Here is a 13,708-nt window from a genome sequence, read left to right as displayed (position 1 = left end):
TCTGAGGACGACACAACGTGCTCTGGTTCCTACACTTGCGTGTCGTTGCGTATCGAGATCACTGCGCCTAGTTGGGAGAACGTCATGAGTCCAGTATCCGTCTGGTTTATTTCGGTTGGGCTATGGGCGCTATGCCATTTCTGGCTCCTGCCAGTGAGCAAGGACCGCTGGAAAACTCTCGATATGCGCGGGAAGCTGGCTCGCGCCGGTGCCCTTGTGGTATTCGAGAAGGTACGAGACTTGGCGGCCGTGGCTGCGCTGATGATCTCTGTGGTGATGGCTCTGGTCCTGTTGTCAGGCCTGTTAGCCAGTACCTCGAGCGTTTTCCCCCAGGCGGTCATTCTCGCCGCATCGTCCGTTCACGCCGGGCTGAAGCGCGTTGGTGAACAGTATGGGATGGTGCTTGGCGCCGTCGCGTTTCTTGGCGCAATTGGCGCTCTGTACTTGGCGGCGAAAAGCGCGCGGCAAAGAGTCTCGCAAGTCTGGTCTGCAAAGGCGCAGGAGGCCTACGCGTCGCTCCAGCAAGATCCGGAGATGCGCGAGGCAGCCCGCAAGGATCCGGAGCTTGAGCCGGTTGTTCAGAAATTCGACGAGGTCATCGGACGGCTGGTTGCCGCCGATCGAGGCGATGAAATTGCGCAACTCAGCGAGCCCGTCAAGTCCCAGCTCCAGCACGAGGCGTCGGAGTTGCTCTCGATCCTTGCCATCGAGATCGCACGCAAGAACATGCAGTTCGAGGAGGCTGTCGCGACGCCAACCCAGGATGAAGCGGCGCAGCCGAAGTCCCGCTGGCAGCGTCTCCTGCACGTCATCAGCAGCGACCGTTTCGCCAAGGATCTGGGGCTCGTGAAGAAACCGTTGTCCCACGTCACCACGGCGCTCATCGTGCTCTCGCTGATCGGGTGGAGTGCCGAGCCACTGGCAGACAGCTTGCATCTGGCGCTGAACAGCCTGCGCATCAATGCGGTCAACCAGCAAGCCCAGAGAGAGTTAGACGACGCCATAACGAAGGCGCCGCCACCGAAGCCTACCGCCGCTGCGGACCCTCAGACGCCTCCACCGACAACCATCCATACTGCCCAGTCCGCGGCCCGACTGGTTGCGCGTGTAGCTGTCGAACAAATGACCCACAGTGGTGTGCTGGCCCACGTCGTGCAGGTTGACAGGGTCGATTCGAGCCAAGCCGAGTACGTCCGGGCGGCTCTGAACGACGAGCACTTGCTGGCATCACCCGATTCGGACTCGGCGACGAAAGTCCGTCGCGAGGCAGCGGACTCCCTTGCCAAAAAACTCGATGACACGCCAGGCATCAACGCTGCGAAGGAGCAGATCGAGCGCGATGTGAAGCCCGCACTTGATCGGATGAAGCAGAAGAATCCGAGTCACTTCTCCCAATGGGCAAACCAGCTCGAAGCGCGGTACGCAACCCCGATGGCACCACTGGACGCGCAGGGCAAACTCATCGCGCAGATCCTCGATGACGCCTTCAGCGCGGCAGACGTCCAACCAGCCACCGAGCTCGGCAAGCAGAGCCAGAAGCTCGTCAAAGACTTCGGCAAGGAGGCTGTCAAGACGTGGTCGCAGTCCTGGGCGAAAACTTGGGTTACCGACTCGATCATCGACGCGGCGCGCCCTGCAGTGCGAGCGGCGACGGCGCAGCAATTCGAGTTCGAAGCATCTGCGAACTCTCGTCGTTTTGTGGCAGATCTCATCGCGTCAGAGGGGCACGGCTGGACTCGTGGTGTCGACGCAGAGCGCGACACGAGGATTGCCCGCGCTGTAGCAGACAAAGTGGCGGCGCTTCACGAGCCCGAAATGAGAGCCGCACTCATGGAGCAGATGGGCGGATATGAGCAGCTATTCCCGAAGGACGCCCCTAGTGCAGGTGGTGGTGGCCCGAGTGGAGAACACGCCAATGGCCGCGGTAGCGCCGGCGCAAAAACCCACGCTCCGCCGACAAGGACATTCGCGCAGTCACGGGCAACGAACTTTCACCTCGCGTCCCGAAGCTTCAGGGTCCGAGGCGTTTTGATCGGGCAGGACACCAAGACGACCGGACTCGACGTGAGCCAAATTCGCTGGTCCATCAAACCGGCCGAAGGTGCCAGCGCCACTTCGGTGAATCTTGCCGTACAGCAAAGTGGCAAGTGGATTGAACTTGGCACCTACGACGCGGGCGTCGTGAACCAGGCCTTGCGTTATGCGTCAGACCGGCGCGTCATTGCCACCACGATCACTGGTGGGGACGGGCAAGTGGTTGGGCGACTGACCTACCTTCACCCGGTGCTTGCGGACACGCCGCTAGGATGTCGCGTTGTTGAGGCCGATCGACTCATCGATACCTTCAGTTTTCCCAGGGAAGGAGAGCGCATTCCAACGTTGCTGAAAATGACGCTGGGCATCGATCGGGTTCAGATGGATCGCTGGCGGTCGGTGGTTGAACTCACCGCGGCGGTATCGAGCCTTCCGGAACAAGCTGCATGTCCGAAGGCGGAGATCGATAGGCTGGTGATCCAACGAAAACTTGGAAACGTGCGGTTTTCCCCTGCGCTTTCGAATCAACTGAACGCATTCATCTCCGCTGAGGAGAAGAAACTCCCCGGATCCACAAAGGTACTGCGGACCGCGCAGGCTTGTCAGCAATCGCCGATGGCTGGTATGGCCGATTGCCTCTGTGACAAGGCCAAAGGAAGTGACCTCCCGCCGGCCTACTGGTACCCCGAAGACCATACCTCCCAGTTTCGTGAGCGGAGTGCTCCGAAGGGATCCGACTTTGCATGGATGCAGCATTCAAGCAACAGGCTGGACAACGTCGACCTCTGGGTGCACACGACGTTTTCGCTGAGGAAGCCAAATACGAAGGACGACACGCGTGACGAGTCCACGGCAAGCGCGATGGACTTCCCTGCCGAGGCGCTTCAAGCTCTTCGGATGCAAGTTGCAGAAACGCTTCCGGGCTACCTGAAAATGAATCTGAACAGCCCGTCCTATGACGACTTCATGCTGCCACTCGAAGACTTCATTCTGTTGCAACGATTCTTTCGAACTGCCCTTGCCGGTGGCCTTGGCAAGGACTTTCCTCTCGGACAACTACTGAAGCTGGCGAAGGAGACGAGGCCCTTCGTCGCCAAGCAGCCAACGATCAGATGGGAGCCGGCCAAGAGCCAAGAGTCGCTCGAAGAGACTCTCCAGGCGGCCGACCCCGCAGCGCGCGCAAGCTACGTTGCCTGGCGCGACGACAGCAACCGTCGACGGACCACCAAGCGTCCTACGTGTGATCGGGTGTCGAATTGATTGCCTCAAGGCAGACCGTTTTTCGCGCGAAGTCCGAGTCTCCAGCCTCGCGATGGCTGCCTTGACGCTGCGAGTCGTGCGCTTCCAAATGACCGCTGCCGGTCGCACGCCGCCAGCGACGTCCAGCAAGCTTACCAACTCAAATCTGAACGTCGTAATCCACCGTCAACGGCGCATGGTCACTGAACCACTGCCCCTTGTAGATGTGCGCACTGCGCGCCAGCGCCGCCACCCCCGGCGTCGCGAGGTGGTAGTCGATCCGCCACCCCACGTTCTTCGCCCGCGCCTGCCCGCGGTTGCTCCACCACGTGTAGCACTCGTCGGTGGTGTCGGGGTGCAGCAGGCGGTAGACGTCGACCAGCCCGCCGCCGCCCGTCTCGGCCGGGTCGAGCAGCCGCGTCATCCACGCCCGCTCCTCGGGCAGGAACCCGCTGTTCTTCCGGTTGCCCTTCCAGTTCTTCAGGTCGGCTTCCCGGTGGGCGATGTTCACGTCCCCGACCAGGATGAACTCGCGCTCGGCCTTCAGCGCCATCAAGTGCGGGTAGATCCGGTCGATGAAACGGAACTTGGCCTGCTGGCGTTCGTCGCTGGAGGAGCCGCTGGGGAAGTAGCAGCTGATGACCGAGAGCTTGCGCTCAGGGGTGTCGTGGCGGACTTCGACGTAGCGGCCCTCGTCGTCGAACTCCGGCACACCGATGCCGGTGATCACCTCGGACGGGGTGTGCCGGGTGTACATCCCTACGCCGGAGTAGCCTTTTTTCTGCGCAAAATGAAAATGCCCGCGCATCCCGTCCAGGATGGTGTGGGACGGGCTCAGGTCTTGGGCCTGGGCCTTCACTTCCTGCACCCCCATACAATCGGCTTGCAAGGATTCGACCCACGCCAGCAAGCCCTTGCTGGAGGCGGAACGGATGCCGTTGAGGTTGAGGCTGACCAGTCGCATACCAGACCCTTTTTATCGTCCATGCAGATGACCCAAGACGCAAGCTCCCCCCGCACCGACGCTCTTGCCCAGGATTTCGTGGCCTTCGCGGTCGATGCCGGCGTGTTGCGCTTCGGCGAGTTCAAGACCAAGGCCGGGCGGCTGTCGCCCTACTTCTTCAATGCCGGTCTCTTCGACGACGGCGCCAAGCTGGGCCGTCTGGCGCAATTCTATGCACAGCGGCTGGTGGCTTCAGGGCTCGAATTCGACATGCTGTTCGGCCCGGCCTACAAGGGCATCACGCTGGCCGCTGCGGTCTCGATCGAGCTGGCACGTCTGGGCAAGAACGTGCCCTACGCCTACAACCGCAAGGAAGCCAAGGACCACGGTGAGGGCGGCACGCTGGTCGGCGCCCCGGTGCAGGGCCGCGTGCTCATCATCGACGACGTGATCTCGGCGGGCACCTCGGTGCGCGAATCCATCCGGATGATCCAGGCTGCAGGCGCCACGCCGTGTGGGGTCACGATCGCGCTGGACCGCCAGGAGAAAGCCAGCGAACACGGTGTCGATGCACCGCATTCGGCCGTGCAGTTCGTGCAGCGTGAACTGGGCCTGTCGGTGGTGGCCATCGCCACCCTCACGGACCTGCTCGCCTATCTGCAGGGCCAGAGCGACCCGCGCCTGAGCAGCAGCCTGTCGGCGGTGCAGGCCTACCGCGAGCGTTACGGAGTCCAGCCGTGAGCCCGGCCCTGCTGCCGGTGGCGCTGGCCGTGCTCAGCCTGTCGGCGCAGGCGGCCAACATCTACACCTGCGTCAGTGCCAAGGGCCAGCGCATCACCTCGGACCGGCCGATCGCCGAGTGCCTGGACCGCAGCCAGGAGCTGCGCAACACGGACGGATCGGTGAAGCAGGTGGTGCCGCCAGCGATGACCGCCGAGGAACGGGCGTCGCACGAGGAGCGGTTGCGCCAGGAAATGGCCGCCGCGTCGGCCCAGCGCGACGCGATCCGGCTCGACCGCAACCTGCTGAGCCGCTATCCGGACGAGGCGCGCCACCAGCGTGCCCGCAAGGCCGCACTGGAGCCGCTGAACACGGCGCTGGCGGCCACCGAGCGCCGCCTGGCCGAGCTGGCGCACGGTCAGAAGCGCTTGCAGGAGGAGGCCGAGTTCTTCAAGGGCCGTGAGCTGCCGCGTGATCTGAAGAACAAGTTCGGCCAGAACCAGGTCACGCTGCAGGCCCAGCAGGACGCGGGCCAGAACCATCTGGCCGAGATCAAGCGCATCAACACCAGCTACGACCAGGAACTGACGCGCCTGAAGCGCCTGTGGGCCGGCGCCGCGCCGGGCAGCTTCAGCCTGTCAGCTTCTTCTTCAGCAGCGCGTTGACCTGGGCCGGGTTGGCCTTGCCCTTGGTCGCTTTCATCGCCTGGCCGACCAGCGCGCCGAAGGCCTTTTCCTTGCCCGCGCGGTAGTCCTCGACCGACTTGGCGTTGGCGGCCATGACCTCGTCGAGGATGGCGTCGAGCGCGCCGGTATCGTTCATCTGCTTGAGGCCCTTGGCTTCAATGACCGCGTCCACGTCCGAGCCGTCACCGGTCCACAGCGCCTCGAAGACCTGGCGGGCCGCGTTGTTGGAGAGGGTGCTGTCCTGGATGCGGTGGATCAGCGCACCGAGCGTCGCCGGTGACACGGGCGCCGAGGCGATGTCCCCACCATCGGCGTTCAGGCGCTTGCTGATCTCGCCCATGATCCAGTTGGCGACCAGCTTGGGCTGGCCGCAGAGGGCATTGGCGGCCTCGAAGTAGGCGGCAGTCGCACGGCTGGTGGTCATCATCGCCGCGTCGCAGGCGGGCAGGCCCTGCTCGCGCTGCAGGCGTGCGGCCAGCGCGCCAGGCAGCTCGGGCAACTCGGCGCGCACGCGCTCGATCCACTCCGGTGCGATCACCAGCGGCGGCAGGTCCGGGTCGGGGAAGTAGCGGTAGTCGTGCGCGTCTTCCTTGGTGCGCATCATCCGCGTCTCGCCGCTGTCCGGGTCGAACAGCACGGTGGCCTGCACGATCTCGAAGCCGTCCTCGATCTGGTCGATCTGCCACTGGATCTCGTAGTCGATGGCCTGCTGCAGGAAGCGGAAGCTGTTGAGGTTCTTGATCTCGCGGCGCGTGCCGAACGGCGCCCCCGGCCGGCGCACCGACACGTTGGCGTCGCAGCGGAAGGAGCCTTCCTGCATGTTGCCGTCGCACATGCCCAGCCAGACCACCAGCGTGTGGAGCGCCTTGGCGTATTCCACCGCCTGCTTCGACGAGCGCAGCTCCGGCTCGGTGACGATTTCCAGCAGCGGCGTGCCGGCGCGGTTCAGGTCGATGCCGGTCATGCCGTGGAGGTTTTCATGCACGGACTTGCCGGCGTCTTCCTCCAGGTGGGCGCGGGTCAGGTTGAGCCGGAACAGCTCGCCATCGACGAAGAACTCGACCACGCCGCCCTGCACGACCGGAATCTCGTACTGGCTGATCTGGTAGCCCTTGGGCAGGTCGGGATAGAAGTAGTTCTTGCGCGCGAAGATCGACATTGGCGCGATGGTGGCGTTCACCGACAGCCCGAACTGGATCGCGCGCTCGACCGCGCCGCGGTTCATCACCGGCAGCGAGCCGGGCAGTGCCAGATCGACCGCGCAGGCCTGGGTGTTTGGCTCGGCGCCGAAGCGGGTCGGGGCGCCGGAGAAGATCTTCGATTGGGTCGAGAGCTGGGCGTGGGTCTCGAAGCCGATCACGACTTCGTAGCCGCGCACGAGGAGGGATGCGGTCATGGGGCAGAGGCTTCCGGGCAGGCGCACCGGCAGGGTGTCGGCGCGCGCAAAACGGAAATGCTACGGCATTGCGCCGAAGCCCGCGCCATGGCCTGTGCCGCGGCCAGACGTGACAAGGGCTCCACGAGGGAGCCCAGGGTCCGTTTCCGCGGCGCGTGGCCGCGGGTGGCGGTTTACTTGCTGGCAGCCGGTGCGGCGGCGGCCGGGCCGGAAGCGGCGCCAGCCGGCTTGGCGGCGTGCTTCATGTCGTGCTTCATCGGGGCCTTCTTGTGCTGCTGCATCTTGGCGTGCGGCTTGGTCATCGCAGCGCCCGAGGCGGCCGGAGCGGCGGTGGGTGCAGCGTCGGCAGCCAGTGCGCCGAACGAGATCAGGGAGGCGGCGAGTGCGGCAATCAGAGTCTTCATGGCGAGTGTCCTTCGGGGTCTGGTTATGGAGAGCAATTCAGTACCTTGCGGTCCTGGTTCAACGCCATGGCCGGGGCACGGGTTGACCGGGTCGTGACCGAAATGAACGAATGTGGGTCCGCGCCCCCGTCCGGCATCGCCGCGAATACCCTGTTGCTGCACAGTGGGATCCGGTGTCGACAGGCACCGTGCTTACACTGTGCGACTCCCCCTGACCTGCCGAATCGACCACCATGAACATCGTCCGTGTTGCCATTGCCGCTGCAGTCCTGGTCGCCGTCGGGCTGGCTACCACGCTGGTCGTGGGCGGCAAGGAAATGGCGCCCACCGTCCAGTACACCCTGCTCGACGGCACGAAACAGAGCAGCGACGCGCTGCGCGGCAAGGTGGTGCTGGTCAACTTCTGGGCCACGAGTTGCACGACCTGCGTCAAGGAAATGCCGCACCTGATCGAGACGCACCAGAAGTACCAGGCCCGCGGCTTCGAGACGCTGTCGATCGCGATGGCCTACGACCCGCCCGCCTATGTGATGAACTTCACCGAGACGCGCAAGCTGCCGTTCCGCGTGACGATGGACACCACTGGCGAGATGGCGAAGAAGTTCGGCCAGGTGCAGCTCACACCGACGACCTTCGTGCTCAACAAGAAGGGCGAGATCGTCCAGCGGTATGTGGGCGAGCCGGATTTTGCGCAGTTGCATGCGCTGCTGGAGAAGCTGCTGGCGGAATCGGCGTGACCGTTCCGCGCTTCGCCCTGGGCCCGCTCAACCCTTGAGCGCCCCGAACACCGACTGCAGGATCTTGCTGCCCGTCCCGATCGGATCCTGCCGGATCTTTTTCTCTTCCTCGCCGATCATCCGGTAAAGCCCGTCCAGCGCCTTGCCGGTCACGTACTGCTGGATGCTGGCCTGCTGGTCGTTGATGAGCCCGAAGGTCTTGGCCTTGCTGGCGATGGCGTTGTACTTCTGGGCCAGCGAGACCTTTTCGGTCGCGGTGGTGACGATGGGCAGGAACTGCTCTCCCATGGGCGTACGGGTGCGTTCGGCGAAGAAGTCGGTGACCGAGGTGTCGCCACCGCGCAGGATCTGGGTGGCGTCCTGCACCGACATCGACTTCACCGCGTTCACCAGCAGCGGCTTGGCGGCGGGCACGGCCTGCTCGGCGGCGCGGTTCATCGCGGTTTCCAGTGCGTCGATCTTCGCGCCCTGACCAAAGGTGCGCAGCAGCTTGGCGCCCTGGTTCAGCCAATCCGGCAGCGCGATGCGCACCAGGGGGTTGTTCAGGAAGCCCCCATCGCGCCCGAGCAGGCTCACCGCCGAGCCGGCGCCGCGCTCCAGCGCCGCACGCAGGCCCTGCGTCGCGTCGAGTTCGGTCAGCGCCCAGCCGGGCAGTGCGGCCGTGCTGCCGAGCAGCGCTGCGGCGCGGAGCAAGGCCAGGCGTCGGGCCGCGTTCACGGGGAAGGCGGTGTGCGCGTCGAGGGTCATGCGGGTCTCCTTGGGGTTGGTCGAATCAGGTGGATAACGCGGGAATGCTACTCTGCGCGGACAGGGTGTCATGCCCTCCGGCCTGTGGATAAGTTTCTGGATAACCTTGGGAAAGACGATGTACCAACCCGCGCATTTCATCGAATCACGGCCCGAGGTGCTGCACGCGCTGATCCGGCAACACCCGCTCGGCCTGTTGATCACCCACGGGCCGGGCGGGCTGGAAGCGAACACGATTCCCTTCCTGCTGGAGGCCTCTGGAGACGGCACCTGTGGACAACTCGTGGGCCATGTGGCGCGTGCCAATCCCCTGTGGAAAACTTCGCCCGAGCACGCCGAGGTGCTGGTGGTGTTCCAGGGGCCGCAGGCGTACATCAGTCCGGGCTGGTACGCGACCAAGGCGGAAACCGGCAAGGTCGTGCCGACGTGGAACTACGTGATGGTGCAGGCGCGCGGTCGGCTGCGGGCTGTGGATAACCCGGTGGCGGCGCGGGCCATCGTCACCCGCCTGACCCAGGCGCACGAGGCGAAACAGGCCCGCCCCTGGTCGGTCGAGGACGCGCCGGCCGACTACGTGGACGCCATGCTGAAGGCGATCGTCTGCATCGAGATCGCTGTGGACAAGTTGGAAGGCAAGTGGAAAGTCAGCCAGAACCACCCGGCCGCCAACCGCGCGGGCGTGGCGGCGGGGTTGCACGCCGCAGGCGGTGACGAGGCCGCGGCGATGGCCCGGCTTGTGGATAACAGGGCTGTGGATAACTGATCGACAGGCTCAGCGCCCCAGCACCTTCGCCACCGGATTCGGCCGCAGCCGGAATGCATCCGGCATGCCCGAGCCCAGCAGCGGCCGCAGGTACATCCGGAATGCATCGGTCACGTCGGTGCCGCTGGCGCTGAGGAACGCGTCCTCCATCGTGCGGGTCTTGCCGGCGACGGCCTCCAGTGGCAGCAGCTTGTAGTCCGCGGCGTAATAACCGGCGCGCTGGATCGCCACCGAGCCATCGCGCCCGCCCCACATCGCGTACTGCACGGCCTTCTCGCCCACCTCGCGGGCCTCGCGCTGGTCCACGTCGCTGACGCAGCCGATGAAGCTGCGCTGCAGGTAGCCGAAGGTGTCGCCGCGCACGCGCTTGATGCCCAGTTTCTGCTTGATCTCCTCGCACAGCAGATCGGCCAGTGCCCCGGTGCCGGAGAGCTGGATGTTGCCGTGGGCGTCGAACTCCATGTCCTTGGCCAGCGTGGTGATGATCGGCGCGCCGGCCGCGTCGTGGATGCCTTCGCTGACGGCGATGACGCAGCGGCCGAGGCGGTCGTAGGTGGCCTTCACGTCGGCCAGGAACTTCTCGATGTCGAAGGTGCGTTCCGGCACGTAGATCAGGTGCGGGCCGTCGTCGTCGAACTTCTTGCCGAGGGCGGAGGCCGCGGTCAGGAAACCGGCGTGGCGCCCCATCACCACACCGACGTAGATGCCCGGCAGCGCGGCGTTGTCCAGATTCGCGCCAGCAAACGCCTGCGCCACGAAGCGTGCCGCGCTCGGGAATCCCGGCGTGTGGTCGTTGCCGACGAGGTCGTTGTCGATGGTCTTGGGGATGTGGATGCAGCGCAGCGCGTAGTTCGCCGCCTGCGCCTGCTCGCTGACGATGCGCACGGTGTCGGACGAATCGTTGCCGCCGATGTAGAAGAACTGGCCGATCTCGTGGGCCTGCAGCACCTTGAAGATCTCGCGGCAATAGGCTTCGTCCGGTTTGTCGCGGGTCGAGCCGAGCGCGGACGACGGCGTGGCGGCGACCAGTTCCAGGTTGTGGCTGGTCTCCTGCATCAGGTCCACGAGGTCTTCGTTGACGATGCCGCGCACGCCGTGGCGCGCGCCGTAGACACACTCGACGCCGCGGTGCCGGCGCGCTTCAAGCACGACGCCGACGAGCGACTGGTTGATGACGGCAGTCGGACCGCCCCCTTGGGCGACCAGGATCTTGGCGGGATTCATGTGAGGAGCTTCCTTGGGCGAACGTGTTCGGGCATGGACCGGGATCATCCTACGTCGAGGCCCCAGATCGCTCAGGGACAATCCCGCCATGTCCCGTGCCGCCTCCTTCCGTTCCCGTCCCGTCGGTGTGCCCAGTGAGTGGGTGCTGTTCGCGGTGAGCCTGCTGTGGGCGCTGACCTGCCACCAGCCCTTCTTCACCGCCGCGCTGCAGGGGCGCGCCTGGAGCGACCCCGGTGCCTGGGGCTTTGCCGCGGCGCTGTTCGTCGGCCTGCTGGCGCTGAACTTCGTGGTGCTGGCGCTGCTGTGCCATGGGCGGCTGCTCAAGCCGCTGGTGGCGGTGCTGCTGGTCGTGGCGGCGGGGTCGACGCATTTCATGCAGGCGTTCGGGGTCTATCTGGATCCGTCGATGCTGCGCAACGCGCTGCGCACCGACGTGGGCGAGGCACGCGAGCTGCTGAGCCTCGGTTTCGCCGGGCGGCTGTTGCTGCAGGCGGCGCTGCCGATCGCGCTGCTGTGGGGCGTGCGCCTGCGCGAGCGGACGTTCGGCCGTGCGCTCGGGCTGCGGCTGCTGTGGATCGGCGGTGGTGTGCTGGTGCTCGTGGGCACGGTGCTGGCGGTGTTCCAGCCCTTCTCGTCGCTGATGCGCAACCACAAGGAGATCCGCTACCTGATCACGCCGACCAATGTGCTGTGGTCGGCCGGCAGCGTGGTGGCCGCCGATCTGAAAGGCGCCGCCAAGCCGCGTCAGCCGATCGGTCTCGACGCCCAGCCAGGGCCACAACTGCAGGCGCGCACGCGGCCGGCTGTGCTGGTGGTTGTCGTCGGCGAGACGGCCCGTGCGGCCAACTGGGGCCTGAACGGCTACGCGCGCCAGACGACGCCGGAGCTGGCGAAGATTCCCGCGCTGGTGAACTTCCGCCAGGTGACGAGCTGCGGCACGAACACCGAGGTGTCGGTGCCCTGCCTGTTCGCGCCGGTCGGGCGGCGTGACTACGACGAGGCGGCCATCCGCGGCAGCGAGTCGCTGCTGCACGTGCTGCACCGCGCGGGTGTGGGCGTGCTGTGGCGTGACAACCAGTCGGGCTGCAAGGGCGTGTGCGAGGGCCTGCCCAGCGAAGAGGTGCTGAAGCTGAACCCGCCTGGCCTGTGCGCCGATGGCCGCTGCCTCGACGAGGCGCTCCTGCAGGGTCTCGACGAGCGGCTGGCGCAGGCCAAGGGCACGCAGGTGCTCGTGATGCACCAGCTCGGCAACCACGGCCCGTCCTACTTTCGCCGCTACCCGGAGGCCTTCGCCAAGTTCCAGCCCGCCTGCACGCAGGACGATCTGCGCCAGTGTTCGCCGGCCGAGATCGTCAATGCCTACGACAACGCGTTGCTCTACACCGACCATGTGCTGGCCACGCTGATCGGGCAGTTGCAGGCGCGGGCGGCGACGGTGGACAGTGCGGTGGTCTACGTGTCCGACCACGGCGAGTCGCTGGGCGAGGCCAACCTGTTCCTGCACGGCCTGCCTTATGCCATCGCACCCGACGTGCAGAAGCAGGTGCCGATGGTGATGTGGTTCTCCGAGGGCATGGCACAGGCGACCGGTCTCGACACCGACTGCCTGCGCCGCCGCGCCGCGCAGCCGGCTGCGCACGACCACCTGTTCCACACCGTGCTCGGCCTGGCCGATGTGCGCACGGCCCTCTATGCGCCGGACTGGGATCTCCTGCGCGGCTGCCGCAAGGCCGCGCCATGACCGGCTGGCGGCGGGATCTGGCCTGGCTGGTGGCCGGGTTGCTGCTGCTGATCGGCTGGGATCTGACGGGCGCGGACCTGGCAGTGGTGCGGTGGTTCGGGTCACCCACTGGGTTTGCGCTGCGCGCGTCCTGGTGGACCAGCGGTCTGATGCACGAGGGCGGACGCTGGCTGGCGTGGGCCGTGCTGCTGGGGCTGGTGGCCGGCATCTGGCAGCCGCTGCCGGCGTTCGCGGGGCTGACACGGCGCGAGCGGGTCGGCTGGGTGCTGGTGACGCTGGCGGCGGTGCTGCTGGTGCCGGCGATCAAGCGGGTGAGCCTGACGAGCTGCCCGTGGGATCTGGCCGAGTTCGGCGGCCTGGCGCAGTACGTCCCGCACTGGCGCTGGGGCGTCGGTGACGGCGGGCCGGGGCGCTGCTTTCCGTCCGGCCATGCGGCGGGGGCGTTTGCTTTCCTGAGTGGCTACTTCGTGCTGCGGTCCTGCCGGCTGGACCTCGCACGCAGCTGGCTGGCCGGCGTGCTGGTGCTGGGGACGCTGTTCGGTCTGGCGCAACTGGTGCGTGGCGCGCACTACCCGAGCCATACGCTGTGGACCGCGTGGTTTTGCTGGGGGGTCTGCTGGGCCGGACAGGGTGTGTGGCGGGCCACTGCACCCGACTTACCGCGGTAAGCCGCGCGTTCCACCAGTTGTTCGGGCCGTAAGTCACCGCTGCAGCACCGCCCGGGGCAGGGGAGGGCGCTTCATCCAAAGTAAGTGCTGGCTTTCTGGTTTTGGCTTGTCCTGCGGGCGTTTTTGGTCCGCTCACAGGGGTACAGACGTGCCGAAGCCGGCGCTCCCTTGCGGGGGCACCGGCTGCAGTCCATCGCGGCGGTGTCAGTGGTCGGGAGGATCGACCCCCGGTGGCTCGCGGCCGCGCGGACGCCGCAACGGCCGCTGGCGCTGTCGCGAGCGACTGAGGTTGCGCAGCGATTGGACGGTGCGTGGAGCGGAGACGGTGCCCGCATCGCCAGCCGGCCATGCCCACGGCGCACCCGCTGACCGCAGCAGGGCGGCCAAGGGGGTACACAGCAGTAAA

The 13,708-nt window shown here is 66.0% G+C and carries 12 protein-coding genes; 7 read left to right on the top strand and 5 right to left on the bottom strand.

All coding sequences use genetic code 11. The features are described 5' to 3' along the window. Positions 1-84 precede the first annotated feature (84 nt). On the top strand, positions 85-3,294 hold the full coding sequence (locus RMP06_RS03860) for a hypothetical protein (RefSeq protein WP_310460462.1): 3,210 nt from the start codon (positions 85-87) through the stop codon (positions 3,292-3,294). A 139-nt stretch (positions 3,295-3,433) separates the two neighbouring features. Here RMP06_RS03860 and RMP06_RS03855 read toward each other — a convergent pair whose 3' ends face one another. Further along, positions 3,434-4,237, bottom strand: a complete 804-nt coding sequence (locus RMP06_RS03855) for an exodeoxyribonuclease III (protein WP_310460461.1) — start codon at positions 4,235-4,237, stop codon at positions 3,434-3,436. A 27-nt stretch (positions 4,238-4,264) separates the two neighbouring features. On the opposite strand from RMP06_RS03855, the gene pyrE reads away from it, so the two are divergent. After that, positions 4,265-4,957: an orotate phosphoribosyltransferase gene (gene pyrE / locus RMP06_RS03850; protein ID WP_310460545.1), complete on the top strand. Its 693-nt coding sequence runs from the start codon at positions 4,265-4,267 to the stop codon at positions 4,955-4,957. Further along, positions 4,954-5,601, top strand: coding sequence for a DUF4124 domain-containing protein (locus tag RMP06_RS03845; RefSeq protein WP_310460460.1), 648 nt, complete (start codon positions 4,954-4,956; stop codon positions 5,599-5,601). The genes pyrE and RMP06_RS03845 overlap by 4 nt, the downstream gene beginning before the upstream one ends. On the opposite strand, the gene gatB is transcribed toward RMP06_RS03845, so the two are convergent. After that, on the bottom strand, positions 5,567-7,018 hold the full coding sequence (gatB, locus tag RMP06_RS03840) for an Asp-tRNA(Asn)/Glu-tRNA(Gln) amidotransferase subunit GatB (RefSeq protein WP_310460459.1): 1,452 nt from the start codon (positions 7,016-7,018) through the stop codon (positions 5,567-5,569). The two genes, RMP06_RS03845 and gatB, sit on opposite strands and share 35 nt — an antisense overlap. 173 nt (positions 7,019-7,191) lie before the next feature. Further along, positions 7,192-7,422: a hypothetical protein gene (locus RMP06_RS03835; RefSeq protein WP_310460458.1), complete on the bottom strand. Its 231-nt coding sequence runs from the start codon at positions 7,420-7,422 to the stop codon at positions 7,192-7,194. Between the two features lie 233 nt (positions 7,423-7,655). Here RMP06_RS03835 and RMP06_RS03830 point away from each other — a divergent pair, with 233 nt between their 5' ends. Further along, the gene (locus RMP06_RS03830; RefSeq protein ID WP_310460457.1) at positions 7,656-8,159 is read left to right on the top strand and encodes a TlpA family protein disulfide reductase; all 504 of its coding nucleotides are present in this window, start codon (positions 7,656-7,658) and stop codon (positions 8,157-8,159) included. 27 nt (positions 8,160-8,186) lie between these two features. On the opposite strand, the gene RMP06_RS03825 is transcribed toward RMP06_RS03830, so the two are convergent. Then, positions 8,187-8,906 (bottom strand): DUF4197 domain-containing protein, encoded by a 720-nt coding sequence (locus tag RMP06_RS03825; RefSeq protein WP_310460456.1) that lies wholly within the window; start codon positions 8,904-8,906, stop codon positions 8,187-8,189. 118 nt (positions 8,907-9,024) lie between these two features. Between RMP06_RS03825 and RMP06_RS03820 the strand changes: the two genes are divergently transcribed. Continuing rightward, entirely contained in the window at positions 9,025-9,669 is a 645-nt protein-coding gene (locus RMP06_RS03820) for an FMN-binding negative transcriptional regulator (RefSeq protein ID WP_310460455.1), read from the top strand. 9 nt (positions 9,670-9,678) lie between these two features. On the opposite strand, the gene RMP06_RS03815 is transcribed toward RMP06_RS03820, so the two are convergent. After that, positions 9,679-10,893, bottom strand: coding sequence for a 6-phosphofructokinase (locus RMP06_RS03815; protein WP_310460454.1), 1,215 nt, complete (start codon positions 10,891-10,893; stop codon positions 9,679-9,681). An 88-nt stretch (positions 10,894-10,981) separates the two neighbouring features. On the opposite strand from RMP06_RS03815, the gene RMP06_RS03810 reads away from it, so the two are divergent. Both RMP06_RS03810 and RMP06_RS03805 read left to right on the top strand, forming a co-directional pair. Beyond that, entirely contained in the window at positions 10,982-12,634 is a 1,653-nt protein-coding gene (locus RMP06_RS03810; protein ID WP_310460453.1) for a phosphoethanolamine transferase, read from the top strand. After that, complete coding sequence (locus RMP06_RS03805; RefSeq protein ID WP_310460452.1) at positions 12,631-13,302, top strand: phosphatase PAP2 family protein; 672 nt, start codon at positions 12,631-12,633, stop codon at positions 13,300-13,302. The genes RMP06_RS03810 and RMP06_RS03805 overlap by 4 nt, the downstream gene beginning before the upstream one ends. The last annotated feature ends 406 nt before the right edge of the window (positions 13,303-13,708 follow it).

The organism is Sphaerotilus sp. (genome assembly GCF_031429695.1).
Classification (GTDB): Bacteria; Pseudomonadota; Gammaproteobacteria; order Burkholderiales; family Burkholderiaceae_C; genus Sphaerotilus.
The sequence above is the reverse complement of the archived record's forward strand: the minus strand, read 5'-3'. Positions and strand labels throughout refer to the sequence as shown.

Coding starts and splice junctions, on each gene's coding strand:
- RMP06_RS03860 (WP_310460462.1), top strand. CDS start 85: ATGAGTCCAGTATCCGTCTGGTTTATTTCGGTTGGGCTATGGGCGCTA.
- RMP06_RS03855 (WP_310460461.1), bottom strand. CDS start 4,237: ATGCGACTGGTCAGCCTCAACCTCAACGGCATCCGTTCCGCCTCCAGC.
- pyrE (WP_310460545.1), top strand. CDS start 4,265: ATGACCCAAGACGCAAGCTCCCCCCGCACCGACGCTCTTGCCCAGGAT.
- gatB (WP_310460459.1), bottom strand. CDS start 7,018: ATGACCGCATCCCTCCTCGTGCGCGGCTACGAAGTCGTGATCGGCTTC.
- RMP06_RS03835 (WP_310460458.1), bottom strand. CDS start 7,422: ATGAAGACTCTGATTGCCGCACTCGCCGCCTCCCTGATCTCGTTCGGC.
- RMP06_RS03830 (WP_310460457.1), top strand. CDS start 7,656: ATGAACATCGTCCGTGTTGCCATTGCCGCTGCAGTCCTGGTCGCCGTC.
- RMP06_RS03825 (WP_310460456.1), bottom strand. CDS start 8,906: ATGACCCTCGACGCGCACACCGCCTTCCCCGTGAACGCGGCCCGACGC.
- RMP06_RS03820 (WP_310460455.1), top strand. CDS start 9,025: ATGTACCAACCCGCGCATTTCATCGAATCACGGCCCGAGGTGCTGCAC.
- RMP06_RS03815 (WP_310460454.1), bottom strand. CDS start 10,893: ATGAATCCCGCCAAGATCCTGGTCGCCCAAGGGGGCGGTCCGACTGCC.
- RMP06_RS03810 (WP_310460453.1), top strand. CDS start 10,982: ATGTCCCGTGCCGCCTCCTTCCGTTCCCGTCCCGTCGGTGTGCCCAGT.
- RMP06_RS03805 (WP_310460452.1), top strand. CDS start 12,631: ATGACCGGCTGGCGGCGGGATCTGGCCTGGCTGGTGGCCGGGTTGCTG.